The sequence below is a fragment of the Bordetella tumulicola genome, assembly GCF_965138755.1.
Taxonomy (GTDB): domain Bacteria; phylum Pseudomonadota; class Gammaproteobacteria; order Burkholderiales; family Burkholderiaceae_B; genus Bordetella_A; species Bordetella_A tumulicola.
Window position 1 is genome coordinate 32393 of record NZ_CBCSFP010000017.1, and the last position, 15700, is coordinate 48092.

At 61.9% G+C, this 15700-nt stretch carries 17 protein-coding genes and 1 pseudogene; 12 read left to right on the top strand and 6 right to left on the bottom strand.

Annotated elements, in window-relative coordinates; genetic code table 11:
- The first annotated feature begins 189 nt into the window (after positions 1-189).
- From ACNAZS_RS25535 to ACNAZS_RS25545, 3 genes are all read left to right on the top strand, one after another.
- Positions 190-1263, top strand: coding sequence for an aldo/keto reductase (locus ACNAZS_RS25535; RefSeq protein ID WP_415793374.1), 1074 nt, complete (start codon positions 190-192; stop codon positions 1261-1263).
- 177 nt (positions 1264-1440) lie between these two features.
- Positions 1441-1971 carry a nuclear transport factor 2 family protein gene (locus ACNAZS_RS25540; protein ID WP_415793375.1) on the top strand — a complete coding sequence of 177 codons (531 nt, stop codon included), beginning with the start codon at positions 1441-1443 and terminating at the stop codon, positions 1969-1971.
- The gene (locus ACNAZS_RS25545; RefSeq protein ID WP_415793376.1) at positions 1968-2360 is read left to right on the top strand and encodes an Atu4866 domain-containing protein; all 393 of its coding nucleotides are present in this window, start codon (positions 1968-1970) and stop codon (positions 2358-2360) included. The genes ACNAZS_RS25540 and ACNAZS_RS25545 overlap by 4 nt, the downstream gene beginning before the upstream one ends.
- Before the next feature lie 146 nt (positions 2361-2506).
- On the opposite strand, the gene ACNAZS_RS25550 is transcribed toward ACNAZS_RS25545, so the two are convergent.
- The 3 genes from ACNAZS_RS25550 to ffh all read right to left on the bottom strand — a co-directional run bounded on the left by ACNAZS_RS25550 (position 2507) and on the right by ffh (position 5588).
- Positions 2507-3193 (bottom strand): type 1 glutamine amidotransferase domain-containing protein, encoded by a 687-nt coding sequence (locus tag ACNAZS_RS25550; protein WP_415793377.1) that lies wholly within the window; start codon positions 3191-3193, stop codon positions 2507-2509.
- Positions 3194-3294: 101 nt separating this feature from the next.
- Entirely contained in the window at positions 3295-3900 is a 606-nt protein-coding gene (locus tag ACNAZS_RS25555) for a TetR/AcrR family transcriptional regulator (RefSeq protein WP_415793378.1), read from the bottom strand.
- A gap of 278 nt (positions 3901-4178) precedes the next feature.
- The gene (gene ffh / locus ACNAZS_RS25560) at positions 4179-5588 is read right to left on the bottom strand and encodes a signal recognition particle protein (protein WP_415793379.1); all 1410 of its coding nucleotides are present in this window, start codon (positions 5586-5588) and stop codon (positions 4179-4181) included.
- Between the two features lie 108 nt (positions 5589-5696).
- Here ffh and ACNAZS_RS25565 point away from each other — a divergent pair, with 108 nt between their 5' ends.
- The 5 genes from ACNAZS_RS25565 (at position 5697) to ACNAZS_RS25585 (ending at position 8634) form a co-directional block, all read left to right on the top strand.
- On the top strand, positions 5697-6539 hold the full coding sequence (locus ACNAZS_RS25565) for a cytochrome C assembly family protein (protein ID WP_415793380.1): 843 nt from the start codon (positions 5697-5699) through the stop codon (positions 6537-6539).
- 1 nt (position 6540) lies between these two features.
- The gene (locus ACNAZS_RS25570; RefSeq protein WP_415793381.1) at positions 6541-6810 is read left to right on the top strand and encodes a PP0621 family protein; all 270 of its coding nucleotides are present in this window, start codon (positions 6541-6543) and stop codon (positions 6808-6810) included.
- An 80-nt stretch (positions 6811-6890) separates the two neighbouring features.
- On the top strand, positions 6891-7472 hold the full coding sequence (gene ampD, locus ACNAZS_RS25575) for a 1,6-anhydro-N-acetylmuramyl-L-alanine amidase AmpD (protein WP_415793382.1): 582 nt from the start codon (positions 6891-6893) through the stop codon (positions 7470-7472).
- Between the two features lie 9 nt (positions 7473-7481).
- Complete coding sequence (locus ACNAZS_RS25580; RefSeq protein WP_415793383.1) at positions 7482-8102, top strand: glutathione S-transferase family protein; 621 nt, start codon at positions 7482-7484, stop codon at positions 8100-8102.
- Positions 8103-8280: 178 nt separating this feature from the next.
- Positions 8281-8634 (top strand): DUF1428 domain-containing protein, encoded by a 354-nt coding sequence (locus ACNAZS_RS25585; protein WP_415793402.1) that lies wholly within the window; start codon positions 8281-8283, stop codon positions 8632-8634.
- 191 nt (positions 8635-8825) lie between these two features.
- Here the strand turns inward: ACNAZS_RS25585 and ACNAZS_RS25590 are convergent.
- A pseudogene (locus ACNAZS_RS25590) lies at positions 8826-9238 on the bottom strand (MarR family winged helix-turn-helix transcriptional regulator); the annotation flags it as partial.
- A gap of 218 nt (positions 9239-9456) precedes the next feature.
- Here ACNAZS_RS25590 and ACNAZS_RS25595 point away from each other — a divergent pair.
- The 3 genes from ACNAZS_RS25595 (at position 9457) to ACNAZS_RS25605 (ending at position 12338) form a co-directional block, all read left to right on the top strand.
- A complete protein-coding gene (locus ACNAZS_RS25595; protein ID WP_415793403.1) occupies positions 9457-10710 on the top strand; it encodes a flavin-dependent oxidoreductase in 1254 nt (417 codons plus the stop codon).
- A gap of 8 nt (positions 10711-10718) precedes the next feature.
- Positions 10719-11198 (top strand): DUF3237 domain-containing protein, encoded by a 480-nt coding sequence (locus tag ACNAZS_RS25600; protein WP_415793385.1) that lies wholly within the window; start codon positions 10719-10721, stop codon positions 11196-11198.
- 174 nt (positions 11199-11372) lie between these two features.
- A complete protein-coding gene (locus tag ACNAZS_RS25605; RefSeq protein ID WP_415793386.1) occupies positions 11373-12338 on the top strand; it encodes a Bug family tripartite tricarboxylate transporter substrate binding protein in 966 nt (321 codons plus the stop codon).
- A gap of 21 nt (positions 12339-12359) precedes the next feature.
- Here the strand turns inward: ACNAZS_RS25605 and ACNAZS_RS25610 are convergent, their stop codons facing one another.
- Complete coding sequence (locus ACNAZS_RS25610; protein ID WP_415793387.1) at positions 12360-13673, bottom strand: MFS transporter; 1314 nt, start codon at positions 13671-13673, stop codon at positions 12360-12362.
- A 160-nt stretch (positions 13674-13833) separates the two neighbouring features.
- Here ACNAZS_RS25610 and ACNAZS_RS25615 point away from each other — a divergent pair, with 160 nt between their 5' ends.
- Complete coding sequence (locus ACNAZS_RS25615; protein ID WP_415793388.1) at positions 13834-14556, top strand: ArsR/SmtB family transcription factor; 723 nt, start codon at positions 13834-13836, stop codon at positions 14554-14556.
- A gap of 73 nt (positions 14557-14629) precedes the next feature.
- Here the strand turns inward: ACNAZS_RS25615 and ACNAZS_RS25620 are convergent, their stop codons facing one another.
- A complete protein-coding gene (locus tag ACNAZS_RS25620; protein WP_415793389.1) occupies positions 14630-15592 on the bottom strand; it encodes a tripartite tricarboxylate transporter substrate binding protein in 963 nt (320 codons plus the stop codon).
- Positions 15593-15700: the final 108 nt, after the last annotated feature.

Consider the following 15700-nt stretch of genomic DNA (forward strand, 5'->3'; position numbering starts at 1 on the left):
GCGGCCATGTTACGCGGGCAATAAAAAAACCAAAAGACAAAAACACCCGGCGTAGGACGATCGTGCAAGCAAATCGGACAAGCAGGCTACCCGCATCAGCAGGGGTTGAACGAAGATTCTGTCAATCAACCACACGACGCGATTCTGCAAATCACCACACGACGCAGATGCGCGACAGGATTGCGACCCATGACGACATCAAACTCTCTCGACCAGTACCGTTTGCTCGGACGCTCCGGCCTTCGCGTCTCACCCTTGGCACTCGGCACCATGACCTTCGGCGCCGATTGGGGTTGGGGTACCGACGACGCCGAGGCAAAGCGCATTTTCGATGCGTACGTCGATCGCGGCGGTAATTTCATCGACACCGCCGTCAACTACACCAACGGTAGCGCTGAACGAATCCTGGGTGGCCTCATCAAGGACAAGCGAGAGCGCATCGTGCTTTCCACCAAATTCACGATGGCGCGCGAACAGGGCAATCCGAACTCAGGCGGCAATCACCGCTTGAACCTCGTGCGTTCCGTCGAGACCAGTCTGCGCCAACTGGATACGGATCGGATCGACCTCCTCCATGTCCATGCGTGGGACTTCACCACGACCCCCGAAGAGGTAATGCGGGCGCTCGACGATCTGGTGCGGGCAGGAAAAATCCTGTACGTCGCGATCTGCAATACGCCGGCCTGGCGTGTCGCACAAATGCAGACGATCGCCGACCTGCGCGGCTGGTCGCCGTTCGTCGCACTGCAGATCGAGTACAGCCTGGTCGAGCGGTCCGTCGAACATGAACTGATTCCGATGGCGCAGGCGCTGGGTCTAGGCGTGTTGCCCTGGTCTCCACTCGGCGGCGGCATCCTCACCGGCAAGTACAGCCGTGCCGATCTTTCCGACGAGAATGCCGCCGACGTCTCGCCCACGCGCAAGGGCATCATCGCATCCACTGGGCACCTGAACGAACACGCGCTGACGATCGCCGACGTGGTGGGCGACATTGCCGGGGAACTCGGTGTCTCGCGCTCGCAGGTGGCGCTAGCCTGGACGCTGCGCAATCCGGCCGTCGTCTCGCCGATCGTGGGCGCACGCACGCTCGCGCAGGCCGAGGACAACTTCGGCGCCTTGGCCGTGGCCTTCACTCAAGCGCAACTCGACCGCCTCGACCAAGCCAGCGCACCGGACCCGATCTTTCCCGAACGGTTCATGGGCCGTCCCATGGCACAGCAACTGATGTTTGGCGGCGCAACCGTCATCGACCGCAAGCCATGACGGCAAACCGCGAGCGACGTTTGATGGTCGACATGTCGGTTAGCGAGCCTCTGCACTAAGGGTGCGTCACGAGACTGTTCAAGCACACATCGCCACCCAACGCGCGTCCCAGGAAGCACTCGACGCGATCACCTCCCAGTCCAACCACTGACCAATGAAAGGATCGAATACATGCCATTGCTGACCTCTCTCCGATTCCGCGCAGGCCTCGTCGCCCTCGGCGTCGTTGCCAGCTTCGCCTTGCTACCGCAGTCGACGTACGCCTCTCAAGCCACGAGCGCCGAGTCCCGCAACAAGCAGATCGTCACCGAAGCCTTCGATCGCTGGGAAAGCGGCGGGACCGGCTTCTTCGACGAGCTCCTCGCGCCCGATGTCGTCTGGACAATCAAAGGGTCCGGCCCCAGCGCGGGCACCTTTCAGGGACGCGACGTCTTCGTCGATCAAGCCGTGCGTCCATTCGTGTCTCGCCTTTCGACCCCGATACGCCCAGTAGACAAGCGCGTCTGGGCGGACGGCGACCATGTCATTGTCAACTGGGATGGCGAAGGCATGGCGCGCGATGGCGTCCCCTATCGCAACAGCTACGCATGGATACTGCGCATGCGCGACGGAAACGCAGTGGAAGTCATCGCGTTCCTCGACCTTACGCCCTATGACGATGTGCTGCGGCGCGTCCCCGCGCCCACGACCAACGGAGAACACCCGTGAATATCATTACGTGGATCTCGGTCGGCATAGTTGCCGTTCTGGCAGCGTCCGTAGCGGCTCAGCCAACGGTCGGCAACGAGGCGACACGCCCGCCGGCCAACGCATCCACGGCCACCCATCAAAAGGACAACGAAAAGGACAACGCTATGCAGCAACACACCTATGTCGGCATGTGGGTCACGGCGGATGCATACATTCGCCATGAGCTTTTGCCCAATGGCCGCTACGACGAAGCGCGAGGCAATCGTGAAAGTGATTATCAGGGTCGCTACGAGATCCGTGGCAACCAAATCAATTACTGGGACGATACCGGGTTTACCGCCGATGGCACCTTCGTCAGTCAAGACGAACTGCATCACGGCGGCATGGTGCTCTTTCGACAAAAGTAACGGCATTCACCAAAAACGTCCGTAACGATATGGGTCACCACGGTCTCGACTTACGCCTTTGTCAATGACGTGCAGCCACGGCGACCCACAGATAACGATCGCCTGGTTATCGTTCACCGCTTCGCAGACGAAAACCACATAGGCGGTTATGCCGATGCCTTGAGTACGTCGACCAGGCGCTGGGCGGCAGCGGTCGACGAGCCCGGGTTTTGGCCGGTGATCAACAGGCCGTCCTGCACAACATACGAACCCCAGTCTGGACCGCTCGAGTAAATGCCGCCCTTGGCCTTCAATTCGTCCTCCACCAGGAAAGGGACGATCTCGGTCAGACCGACGGCAGCCTCCTCGGTATTGGCGAAACCCGTCACCTTCCTGCCCTCTACCAGCGGGCGTCCCTCGGCATTCTTCACGTGACGCAGCACGCCCGGCGCGTGGCAAACCAATGCGATGGGCTTGTTGGCGGCGATGAAACGCTCAAGCAGATCGGACGAGTCCTTGCTGTCAGCGAGATCCCAAAGCGGGCCATGGCCGCCCGGATAGAAAACAGTATCGAAGTCATCCGCAGAAACGTCGGCCAGTTGCACGGTGTTCGTCAGTGCCTTGTTCGCCTCGACGTCCGCTTCGAAGCGGCGGGTCGCGTCGGTCTGGAAACCGGGCTCGTTACTTTTGGGATCGAGTGGCGGCTGGCCGCCCTTCGGCGACGCGAGCACGATCTCGTAGCCGGCCTCCTTGAACACGTAATAGGGAGCGGCGAGTTCCTCGAGCCAAAAGCCGGTCTTGCGGCCCGTGCTCCCGAGTTGATCGTGCGAAGTCAGAACCATCAGAACTTTCATGTTGTTGCTCCAGATTGAAAGGAAACAATTAGACCGGTCGTCTTTTATGACAATATAAAAAAAGCACTTCTACAGAAGTGCAGCTACATCTTCCCTTCCGGTCAGCTGGAAAGACGCAACATTTGGCGAGTGGCCGTCATGGCCGTCTCAAAAGGTTGTGGGTTGCGAACGATTTTCACCATCACGCTCGCGCCCAGCCAGAGTTGATAAAGGCTTTGAGCGGCATCCTGTGGCGTACCCTCTACGGACAGCGAACCTTCCTTCACGCCGGCCTGGATTGCGCCCGCCAAACGGTCGATGATGCCGGTGGTCCCGCGCTGAAGCGCGAGGCGCATGGCCTCGGACAGGTCGGCCACCTCCGCGCCCAGCTTCACCGCCAAGCACTTGCCTTGGCATTCATAGAACAGTTGGTTGTCCTGCCAGTACGTCCAGTAGTTCATCAGCCGCTGCGCCATGGTCAGACCCGCTGCCCCCAAGGTGGCGTCGAGTTCGGCAAGATACGCTTCGAAGTAATTTTCGAGAAGGGCTTCGCCGAAGGCGTCCTTCGAGCCGAAGTAGTGATAAAACGAACCCTTCGGAACGCCCGCGGCGGTCAGAATCTCGTTGATGCCCACGGCAGAGAAACCCTTGCCGGCCATGATGCGTTGGCCGTTAGCAAGGATGCTCTGGCGAACGTCGTTCGTTTCAATGGTGCGCAAAGTATCCATGAGGTGAATATACCACCCATTAGACCGGTCGTCTATTAGTATGGCTCGATTATTTCCTTGGTCTTCTCCAGCCGTCCCAGCGTGGCGATGTTCTTGTCGGCCGCTCGCGCCTCGGCGCAACCGCGCACCTCCATCCCCGCGCTACCGTACCGGCACACGCATCACTGGAGGCCGCGCGGGGTTTTTTTGCCGCCGGGCCGCCCCAAGGCAAAAAAGCGCCCCCTTGGGGGGCAGCAAGCCGAAGGCGCCGCGTGGGGGCTTTTTTTGCCTGTAGCCCTTTAACGCATCCCGCCAAAGCGTCCCATGCCCTTCATGCCGCCCATGGAGCGCATCATCTTGGCCATGCCACCTTTTTTCATTTGCTTCATCATGCCCTGCATCTGCTCAAATTGGGCCAGCAGACGATTGACCTCTTGCACAGGCACGCCCGAGCCGGCTGCGATACGGCGCTTGCGCGACGCCTTGATCAATTCGGGTTTCGCGCGCTCGGCCGCCGTCATCGAATTCAAAATGCCTTCGGTACGGCGCAGCTGCTTTTCAGCCTGCCCCCCCTGCAATTGGCCAGCCGCCTGTTGGAACTGCGAGGGCAGCTTTTCCAGCAAGGAACCCATATCGCCCAGCTTTTTCACCTGGCCCAATTGCTCGCGGAAATCGTTCAAATCGAACTTGGTGCCCGATTTGAGCTTGGTCGCCAGCTTTTGCGCCTCGGCGATGTCGATGTTCTTTTGGGCCTGCTCGACCAGCGACACAATGTCGCCCATGCCCAGCACGCGTTGCGCCATCCGGTCTGGATAAAATGGCTCCAGGCCATCGAGCTTTTCTGACACCCCGACGAATTTCAGGGGCTTGCCCGTCACGTGACGCACCGACAGCGCCGCGCCACCGCGCGCGTCCCCGTCCAGCTTGGTCAGGACCACACCGGTCAGTGGCAGCGCATCTGCAAAGGCCTTGGCCGTATTCACGGCATCCTGCCCCTGCATGGCATCCACCACGAACAGCGTCTCGATCGGCTTGACCAGGTCATACAACGCGCGGATCTCGTGCATCATGGCTTCGTCGATACCCAGGCGACCCGCGGTATCCAGAATCAGCACATCGTAATGATGGCGACGCGCGTGGTCGACGGCGTTACGCGCAATGTCTTCGGGTTTTTGGCTGGGATCCGACGGCAGGAAATCAATCCCCGCCTGGGCGGCCACGGCCTTGAGCTGATCGATAGCAGCTGGGCGGTAAACGTCGGCACTGACCGTCAGGACCTTTTTCTTGCCGGTATTGCGGCCATTCTGGACGTGGTTGCCCTCGGCCAACCAACGACCGAGCTTACCGGTGGTGGTCGTCTTACCGGCCCCCTGCAGGCCAGCCATCAGGATAATGGCCGGCGGCTGCACCGCCAGCGACAGGTCGCCCGCACCGGCACCCAGATCACCGCCCATCAGCGACGTCAGCTCTTTGCTGACCACGCCAACGAGGGCTTGGCCCGGGCTGAGGCTGCCCACGACTTCCTCGCCCAGGGCTTTTTCTTTCACGCGCGCGACAAAATCGCGCACGACAGGCAAGGCCACGTCGGCCTCGAGCAAGGCCATGCGTACTTCGCGCAGCATTTCCTGCGTGTTAGCCTCGGTCAGGCGGGCTTCGCCGCGCAGCGTCTTGACGACGCGCGACAAACGTTGTGTCAGGTTATCGAGCATGAGATGCGTTTCCGCTTACACTAGTTGATTGAACGGTGGCCCGGGCAGACAGGTTTTACCCCTGTCGGCGACTAGCGCCTAAGCGGCCCCATCCAGACAACGGTTTTTATGTCATTAGGCATTGTATTTCACGCAGCGGCTGCCCTGGCCTATGCCGTGCTCGCGGGGGGCCTCTGGTGGCGCCTCCAGGGCGCAGGCAGCGTCGAAAAAGCGGGCAAACTCGCCCGGGTGGCCCTCCTGGGCGCCCTGGTATTGCACGGCATCGGTCTCTATCAGGCCATGCTGGGCAACTCACACCTGTTTCTTGGCTGGGCCATCGCCATGTCGGCCGCCGTCTGGCTGGGCATGGTGATCTTCTGGCTCGAAAGCCTGCTTGTACGCATCGACGGCCTGCAATTGCTGCTCGTGCCGGCCGCTACCGCGGTCTGCGTGCTGGCAGCGCTGTTCCCCCAGGGGCAAGTCGTACCCCATACCGATTACGGCTCGCTGCGCGTGCACCTGCTGATCGCGCTGGCGGCCTATGCGCTGATCACCGTAGCCGCCCTGCATGCCCTGCTGATGGCCCTGCTCGACCGCCACCTGCACCGCCCGCTCGAGGCGCCCGCCGAGCGCAGCATCATCGGCCGCGTCCTCGATGCGCAGCCGCCGTTGCTCGTCCAGGAAAACCTCCTGTTCCGGGTCATCTGGATCGGCTTTGCCGTGCTGACGGCGGCGGTCATCAGCGGCTCGATGGCCTCCCTGTCCCTGACAGGCAACATCCTGCCGTTTGATCACAAAACCGTTTTCACGCTGCTGTCGTGGTTGACCTTTGGCGTCTTGCTGCTCGGCCGCCACATCCGCGGCTGGCGCGGTCGCGTCGCATTGCGCTGGACGTTGACCGGATTTGCGTTTCTAATCCTCGCCTACACGGGCAGCCGGTTTGTGCTGGAAGTCATTCTTCATCGGAGTTGATGTGGGCAAGGTCTTAATTTGGGTCGTCGTCATCCTGGCGGTCATGGTCATCATGCGGATTGTGTCCGCGCGCAACAGCGCCAGGCGCCAGGCTTCCCAGACGCCCCCTGCGCCGGCCGCGCCGGCCGCGCGCAAACCCGGCGACAAACAACCCGCCGAATCCATGGTGCGCTGCGCCCACTGCGGGATTCACCTGCCACGCTCCGAGGCCTTGCTCCTGGAGGGCAACACCTGGTGCGGCCACGAGCACGCCAAACTGGGCAAACGCTAGCCCCCCAAGCCGATCCCGGTTGATCGATCAAGCAAGGCAGGCATAATGGGGTTTACGCATCCCGTTAACGAGTCCTGACTATGTTTCTACAGCTTGACCGACACGGGTGGCTGAGGCCCACACCCGCCGTGCGCCTGCTGCCCTCGCCCAACTGCGACACCCGCCCAGCGGGCACCACGGTTTCATTACTGGTCGTCCACAACATCAGCCTGCCGCCGAACCAATTCGGCGGCCCGCACGTGGCCAGGCTTTTCCAAAACCGCCTGGACTACACGGCTCATCCCTGGTTCGAACGACTGCGCGGCCTGCGCGTATCCGCGCATTTTTTCATCCGGCGTGACGGCAGCCTCGTGCAATTCGTCCCGACCTGCAAGCGCGCCTGGCACGCCGGCGCCTCGCGCTTTGGCAAGCGCGAGCGCTGCAATGATTTTTCGCTAGGCGTCGAACTGGAAGGCACCGACACCTTGCCCTACACCGACGCCCAGTACACCACGCTCGCCAAACTCAGCCGCGTACTGCGCGCCCGCTACCCGCTGCGAGCCGTCTGGGGCCACGAACACATTGCGCCGGGCCGTAAAACCGATCCCGGCCCCGCCTTCAACTGGTCCCGCTTTGGCCGCAAAACAGGCTTCATGCGGCGCCACCTCGCTCCGCAATCCTAAGGAATCACCATGATCAAAATCTGGGGCCGCTCAAGCTCGGTCAACGTACAAAAAGTCTTGTGGGCGGTGCGCGAGCTCGCGCTGCCCCACACCACCGAACAAGTCGGCGGCGCATTTGGCGGTCTGGACACGCCCGAGTACGGCGCCATGAACCCCAACCGCAAGGTCCCCGTCATTGACGACGGCGGCCTGATTCTGTGGGAATCCAACGCCATCGTGCGCTACCTGGCCGCTCGCTACAGCGAAGGCGCCCTCTGGCCCACAGACGTCGCCCAACGCGCCCTGGCCGACCAGTGGATGGACTGGACCGCCACCGAATGGCAACTCGCCATCGTGCCCGCGTTTCGGGGGCTGATCCGCACCCCCGAAGACCAGCGCGACCTGGCCGCCATCGAAGCCTCGACACGTCAAGGCAACGCCCTGGCCCTGATCCTCGAAAACGCCCTGCAAAAACACGAATACATCGCAGGTAGCCAATTCTCCATGGCCGACATTGTGCTGGGCTGCGTCGCCCACCGCTGGCTCTCCATGCCCATCGAACGGCCCGCCACGCCGACGATGTCCGCCTGGTATCGACGCCTGATGATGCGCCCCGCCACACAAGGCGTGCTCGTCCTGCCCTTGTCGTAACGCGTTGAACGTCGGGACTGGCCGTTAGGCCAGCCCCGACAGGCAGTCCCGTGCACGCCGTAACCGGGACTTTCTTTGACACGAGGTAGTCGTTATATTGATATCCAGTTTCGTCAGATCTGAGCCTCACCCAATATGGCAGGCGGCTCGCCCTGCTTAATCAAGGAGACCGATGATGATGAAGTACGTAGAAGGTTTCGTGGCCGCGGTACCGGCCGCCAACAAAGAGGCCTACATTAAGCACGCCGCGGCCGCCGCCCCCATCTTCAAAGAATTCGGCGCGACTCGTGTGGTCGAATGCTGGGGCGACGACATCCCCGACGGCAAGGTCACCGACTTCCGCGGCGCGGTCAAGGCCAAGGACGACGAAGTCGTCGTGTTCTCGTGGTTCGAATATCCCTCGAAAGAAGTCCGCGACGCCGCCAACGAAAAAATGATGACGGATCCCCGCATGCAGAACATGGGTGAATCCATGCCATTCGACGGCAAGCGCATGATCTTCGGCGGCTTTGTTCCCGTGCTGGACGCTTGAGCCGAAAACAGTCAATCCCGGCCGCGTATGCCATGGGGCGCCAGCCTGGCGACACGAGCTCATGCAAAGGCGTAGCAGTATCGCGCTTGGCCTGCGCGGTACGGAAATTGACCTATCCCAGCCGTCCCAACAGCCCGATCAACTGTTCGCGCTCCACGTCACTTAGCTGCGCGCTAATACGCTGATCGTGNGCGCGTACCGCGCGCGTGATGCTCGTGTGCGCCCGTCGCCCCGCCGATGTCAGCGTCAACGCATAGGCCCGTTTATCCCCCGCCGCATCGCGACGCGTGACATAGCCCATCGCCTGCAACTGATCGACCAACTGCACCGCCCCCGACCGCGCGATCCCCAAAATACGCGCCACGTCCGTCAGCTTCAGATCGGCATTCGACGCAATTAGCGTCAGCGCCGAAAACCGCTGGGGCGTAATGTCCCACGGCGCCAGTGCCGCCAGAAAATCCTCGTAAATCAGAATTTGTGCTCGGCGAATGGCATAGCCCACCAGCGAATCCAGGGCGCCGTACGACACCCCGGCAACATGAGGCTCGAAATGTTCACCGCGCGCAGCAGGCCGGCGGGGTCGTGACGCAGAAGCTGAAACCATGGCAATCCGTACGATCAAAAGGAACTACACACTACTCCAGACCGACTAGCCACGCTACCCATATGCCACATCGCGCGGCTGGCCCAAGCCTGATCCCGTCCCTAACGCACCCAAACGCATTCGGGGTTAGCCCCAGTGTGGCCGATTCGCCTATTTTGTTATGGTACATAACAATATAAAATCCAGAAAAACCCACCACAATCAGGAGACAAATGGCTATGCATATCGTGATCGCCGGCGGCGGGATCGGCGGACTGACGCTGGCCCTCATGCTGCATCAGCGGGGCATCTCGTGCCGCGTCTACGAAAGCAGTCAGGAACTGCGCCCCCTGGGGGTCGGCATCAACCTGCTGCCTCATGCGGTCAACGAGCTCGAGCCACTGGGCCTGCTGGACACCCTGGCCGAACACGCCATCCCGACGTCAGCCCTGCACTACTACAACAAGCTCGGCCAACCCATCTGGCGCGAGCCGCGTGGCCTGCAGGCAGGTTATGCCTTGCCTCAATTTTCGATTCATCGGGGCGAGTTTCAAATGCTGCTGGCCGCCGCCGTGCGCGCGCGACTCGGTGATGACGCCATCGTGACAGGCATGGTGCTCGAGTCCGCCGATCATGACGCCCAACACGCGCGCGCGCATTTTCGCAGCCGCGCCGACGGGTCGCTTCATACCGTCGAGGGCGACGCCGTCATCGGTGCCGATGGCATTCACTCGGCATTGCGCCGCCAGTTTTATCCCACTGGTGACGAACCCCGTTTCTCGGGCCGTATGCTGTGGCGCGCCGTCACCGAAGCGCCGCCCTATCTCGACGGCCGCACCATGTTCATGGCGGGCCACCAAGACCAGAAATTCGTCTGCTATCCGATCTCGGCTGCCTTGCATCGCGAGGGTCGATCACTGATCAACTGGATCGCTGAACTCGCCATTCCCGCCGCCACCCTGCCCGCCACCGATTGGAATCGCCGCGTCGACAAATCGATCTTTGCCGACCGCTTTGCCGACTGGCGCTGGGACTGGATCGATATCCCGTCCATCATCGACGGCGCCCAGGCCATCTACGAATTTCCGCTCGTCGATCGGGATCCCTTGCCACGCTGGACCAAGGGTCGCCTGACCCTGCTGGGCGACGCCGCACACCCGATGTACCCCATCGGCTCGAACGGCTCGGCACAAGCCATCCTGGACGCGCGCTGCCTGGCAGACAGCCTGGCACAGGCCCGCCAAGGCAAACTGCGCGTCCTGGAAACCGCCCTGCTCGAATACGAAGCCGAACGCCTACCGCGCACCGCCGGGATCGTACTGCGCAACCGCCTCAATGGCCCCGAACAAGTCATGCAAATGGCCGAAGAGCGCGCACCGCAAGGTTTCAACCACATCGCCGACATCATTCCCGAAGACGAATTGCAAACCATCTCACTGCGCTACAAGCAATTGGCCGGCTTCGATCCCGCCGCCCTGCGCCGTCAATCCTGAGAAAAGAAATGACCACGCCCTCGACATCCCCGACGCCCCCGCCACTCGAGCACATCGCCACCCTGCACGTACAGGTCGGCCCGCCCCAAGAGGTCGGCGACACCCCGCAGGGCCGTCGCCGTGTCATTCCGATCACGGGCGGCATCGTCGCGGGCCCCGTGCTCAACGGCATCATCCTGCCCGGCGGCGCCGATTTTCAATCGATACGTACGGCGACATATACAGACATCCACGCGCGCTACGTCATCGAAACCGCCGAAGGCCACCGTGTCTATGTCGAAAACACCGGCATCCGTACCGGCAGTGCCGAGGACATCGCCAAGCTCGCGCGTGGCGAACGCGTCGACCCGTCGCGCATTTACTTTCGCAGCTACCCGCGATTTGAAACCGCCGCCCCCGAGCTCGCCTGGTTGCACGACCAGATTTTCATCGGCACCGGCGCACGTTTTCCGGATCACGTCGAACTCTGCTTTTACCGAGTCTGCTGAACGGTTGTTTGATCACCCAACACACAACCACGTGGACCATACCGACGACACCGACTCGCGCTCACTCACTCGCCGCATTCATTCACGCTTGACCCCACGACACCACGCACGCCCTCACATATCGCTATCGGCAACGCACCCATAGCCCCTATCGCCAAATCAAGGAGACAACCCATGCAATTCCCCCTGCGTCGACTGATCCTCACCGCGCTGCTGTGCCTGCCCGCCGCCGTCTTTGCCCAATATCCTGACGCCCCCATTCGCCTGAACGTCGGCTTCCCGCCGGGCACCGGGCCGGACATCGTCGCTCGCACCCTTTCCCAGCAACTCGGCGAGCGCCTGAAACAAAGCGTCGTTGTGGAAAACCGCGCCGGCGCTGGCGGCCAAATCGCCGCCCAAGCCGTCGCGCGCAGTCCCGCCGACGGCTACACCCTGCTGTTGGGTGAAGTTGGCTCCATCAGCATCTCGCCCGCCACCTATAACAACCTGAACTACAACCCCGCCAAAGACTTCGCCCCGATCTCCGAAGTCGTCCGCGCTGATTTTGTGCTGGTCGTCCCCGCCACCTCCCCCTACAAAGATCTGGCAGACTTTGTCAACGCCGGCAAAGACACCAAAGACCGCGTGAACTTTGGCACTTTTGGCGCGGGCACTCCCGGTCACTTTGGCGCCGAACTCTTTGCCCGCGAAGTCGGCATGCAGATCGAACCCGTCCACTACCGCTCCACCGGCGACGCGGTCTCGGCGCTGATCTCGGGCGGTGTCCAGGCGGCCTTTGTCACCACCGCGCTCGCGGCCCCCCAAGTCAAGGGCGGCAAAATGCGCGCCCTCGCCATCACCGGCGCCCAGCCCTCAGCCACCTTGCCCGGCGTGCCCACCTTTGGCCAAGCCGGCTATGGCAAAGTCGACTTCGGGGCCTGGTTCGCCCTGTTTGCGCCGGCCGGCACCCCCGACGCCATCCTGGATCGCCTGCAGACCGAAAGCGCCGCCGCGCTGCGCACTCCCGAGGCAACACGCACGCTGGGCGATGCGGGGTTCACCATCGTCGGGTCCACGCGCCAGGACCTGCAACGCCTGCTGCAGACCGAGGCCGAACGCTGGACCGCCGTCGTCAAAGCCACCGGCTTCAAGGCGAATTGATAACAGGTCGGACGCAACGCATCACAGCCGCTTTGCGTCCACCGAACCACGACGCCGGCCAGCCAAATACACAGCTGCCGCCATCACCTGAATCACCAGCGCCGTCGCAAACAGCAAACGGGAATCCGGCCCGATCGTCATCGGTCCATCCACCGCCGACGAATGCTGCAGCAAGCCAAACACGGCCGGCCCAAACGCATAAGTCCCCTGGCTCATTGCCACAATCAACGCGACCACGCGTGGCACATCCCGCGTCGCAAAATCCGTCTGCGCAATCAACGGTGGCAACGACGTCGCGTTACCGATCCCTGCCCCCACCAGCGCAACGCCCAACACAATAGGCCAAACTCCATCAGGCGACGCGAACAGCAGTACCGCGGACCCCACGGCCTGCATGCCATAGCTGGCCGCGGCAATCACGCGTCGATCCCCGACATACGTGATCGCTCGCGCGGCCACCGCCCGGCCGACAATCGCGCACGCCGTGCCGCCGCCCATCAACAACCCGGCGTTCTGCGCACCCAGCGTAGGCACCAACAGTTTGAACAAATGCGCCAGCAAACCAATCTGCGCAAACAAGCCGATTGCCATTCCGATGGCCAAGGTCAAAAACGCGCGATCGCGCCATAGCGCCTTACCGGGTAATGCCGCAGGCCTGGCCGCATCTGTCTTGCCCGCCGATGCGGCGGGCGTGACGTTCACCACCGCCCCCGCATAGCCATCGACCGATTGCCCCTGCCGCTCGGGCGTCTGAGAAAAAACCGTCACGCTCAGCCCCGCGACCACGACCACCATGACGACCCCGACCAACGCCGCCGCTCCCGGAAACCCCAGTCCCTGAATCAACGCCACCCACAACGGCGCAAAAACCGCCCCGCCGATACTGGCGCCGTTATAGGCCTTGCCCAGCGCGACAGGCCGACCGGCGGCGTACCATCGCGAAACCAGTGCAGTGACGGCAACAGCACCCATCATCACCCACCCCGCACCGCCCACCAGCGCCACCACAAAGAGCTGCCAAGGTTGCCACACCACCGCCCATCCCAACACCCCTATCGCCGTACACACTGCGCCCAGGGCGATGCTCGGCGCGAGTCCCATCCACGCGTGTAAACGCGGCAAGTTTGCCACCACGATCGCGCCAAACAGAAAATGCACCGTCACCGCCACCGAGACCATCTCCAGCGACCACCCCGTGCGCGTAATCACCTGCGCCAGATAAATCGCGGGCCCGTAGAACCCTACCCCCCAGCCAAACATGGCCAGCACAAAGGCGGCCCTGACCACCCATACGCCGAAAAAACCAGATTGCGGCAACACCGATGCGGTAGACATAGCGGAAAATTCCAGAATTCAGTCCGCACACTTTGCCACGCGCCGACCACGCGATGCTACGGTCCAGGCCGTAGCATCGCTGGCTGAAAAGTTGCTAAGCTTGCCTGAAATCCCACCGCCATTTCACCGAAATGCCCTGGGCCTCACCACAGGAGCGACCATGGTTAGCACCGCAGCACTGGCTGAAACCGCCGCACTCATCGGCGACCTGGCGCGCGCCAACATGCTCGCCGCCCTGATGGATGGACGCGCACTGACCGCCACTGAGCTCGCACACGTCGCGGGGATCTCCCCGCAAACCGCCAGCGGGCACTTGTCAAAGCTGAGCGGGGCCGGTCTATTGACCCGAGAAAAGCAAGGGCGCCATCAGTATCATCGACTCGCCACGCCCGCCGTGGCAAGCATGCTGGAACACCTCATGTCGGTGTCGATCGAACGTGAACAAGGCACGGCAAAGCGCGGCCCCACCGTCGTCACCGGCCCCCGCGACAAGGCCCTGCGTTACGCGCGCACCTGCTATGACCACCTGGCGGGCGAGATCGCCGTCGCCATCACCGACCGCATGATCGATACGGGGCACATCGAGATGACCTCGGAGGCCGGTGCGCTCACACCCAAAGGCGCATCGCTGCTCCATGAACTCGGGATCAACATCGACCTCGCGACGACGCATCCCACACATCGAAAATCCGGCCGCATTTTCTGCCGCCCCTGTCTGGACTGGAGCGAACGACGCCACCATATCGCAGGCACACTCGGCGCCGCCCTGCTGCAACATTACCTACAACAGGGTTGGGTCCGGCGACTCGATAGCACACGCGCTGTCGCGGTCACCCCCTCCGGGCGCAGCGCGTTAAAGCAGCTCTTCGGGGTGTCACTGTAAAGGCCCTGTTAACGTCATTCCCTACTTAAGACAAAGGGGATTTTCACAGGGCCTGCACCTTGCCCCCGCCGATTTATTCCACCCAGGGAGTGTTTGCCCAGATTTCACGCAGGCGCACATCATCACCCTTTAGACGCTCTTGCCATTGAGGTCCATCGAGATAATCCATTTCGGTGAACTGTTGCTTCATTTTGGCCTGAAATTCAGGATTGGCAGCGACCTTGCCCAAGGCCTGGCGCAGTTTCTCCGATACCTCGTCAGGCAAACCTTTGGGCGCCACGATACCGCGCTCGGACGCGAAGACCAGATCGACACCCAATTCCTTGAACGTCGGCACGTCCGGCCCTAACGGCGACCGCTTTTCACTCGCCTGCGCCAGCACACGCATATTCTTTCCGTGATAGGGCATGACTTCACCGAGGTTCAAACCCCCAATCACCGTATGCCCACCCAACACCGCCGTGCGCAGCGGCCCCGCGCCGTTATACGGCACGTGATTCAACTTTGTGCCCGTCAAACTCTGGAATAGCACCAACGCCAAATGGTCGTCCGTGCCCACACCGGTGGAGCCATAGCTGATCGTGCCTGGTTTGGCACGAGCATCGGCAATCAACGCCTCCAACGATTGATACGGGCTGTTGCTCGCCACGCTGAATGCACTCGGATCGCGCACCAGATTCGCCAAATAGGTGAAATCCGTCGTCGCAAATCCCGCATCGCGTTCAATAGGCAATGACACGAGCCCCGGCATATTCGTCATTGCCAACGTATAGCCATCGGGCTTGGCGCGCGCCACATACGACAGCGCAATGGCGCTCGATGCACCCGGCTTATTCTGTACCACGACCGTCGTCCCCAGTTCCTTTTCCAGAAACACGGCCAACGAACGGGCGGTGATATCCGTACCTCCACCCGGTGCAAAACCCACAATCAACTCGATAGGTTGATCGGGCCATGCCCAGGCCGGCATGGTGGCGCACAGTGCCGCCACGGAAAGCGCGGCACGCGCAAAGCGCTTGCGAAAACCAAACATCATTTTGTCTCCTCAGATCAATAAAAATGAAGGTCCGTAGAAGATATACACACCAAATCTACGCACCGAATACAGGCACCAGAACAGACACCGGATACACGCCACTTTCGC

Coding starts and splice junctions, on each gene's coding strand:
- ACNAZS_RS25535 (WP_415793374.1), top strand. CDS start 190: ATGACGACATCAAACTCTCTCGACCAGTACCGTTTGCTCGGACGCTCC.
- ACNAZS_RS25550 (WP_415793377.1), bottom strand. CDS start 3,193: ATGAAAGTTCTGATGGTTCTGACTTCGCACGATCAACTCGGGAGCACG.
- ACNAZS_RS25555 (WP_415793378.1), bottom strand. CDS start 3,900: ATGGATACTTTGCGCACCATTGAAACGAACGACGTTCGCCAGAGCATC.
- ffh (WP_415793379.1), bottom strand. CDS start 5,588: ATGCTCGATAACCTGACACAACGTTTGTCGCGCGTCGTCAAGACGCTG.
- ACNAZS_RS25565 (WP_415793380.1), top strand. CDS start 5,697: ATGTCATTAGGCATTGTATTTCACGCAGCGGCTGCCCTGGCCTATGCC.
- ampD (WP_415793382.1), top strand. CDS start 6,891: ATGTTTCTACAGCTTGACCGACACGGGTGGCTGAGGCCCACACCCGCC.
- ACNAZS_RS25580 (WP_415793383.1), top strand. CDS start 7,482: ATGATCAAAATCTGGGGCCGCTCAAGCTCGGTCAACGTACAAAAAGTC.
- ACNAZS_RS25585 (WP_415793402.1), top strand. CDS start 8,281: ATGAAGTACGTAGAAGGTTTCGTGGCCGCGGTACCGGCCGCCAACAAA.
- ACNAZS_RS25595 (WP_415793403.1), top strand. CDS start 9,457: ATGCATATCGTGATCGCCGGCGGCGGGATCGGCGGACTGACGCTGGCC.
- ACNAZS_RS25600 (WP_415793385.1), top strand. CDS start 10,719: ATGACCACGCCCTCGACATCCCCGACGCCCCCGCCACTCGAGCACATC.
- ACNAZS_RS25605 (WP_415793386.1), top strand. CDS start 11,373: ATGCAATTCCCCCTGCGTCGACTGATCCTCACCGCGCTGCTGTGCCTG.
- ACNAZS_RS25610 (WP_415793387.1), bottom strand. CDS start 13,673: ATGTCTACCGCATCGGTGTTGCCGCAATCTGGTTTTTTCGGCGTATGG.
- ACNAZS_RS25615 (WP_415793388.1), top strand. CDS start 13,834: ATGGTTAGCACCGCAGCACTGGCTGAAACCGCCGCACTCATCGGCGAC.
- ACNAZS_RS25620 (WP_415793389.1), bottom strand. CDS start 15,592: ATGATGTTTGGTTTTCGCAAGCGCTTTGCGCGTGCCGCGCTTTCCGTG.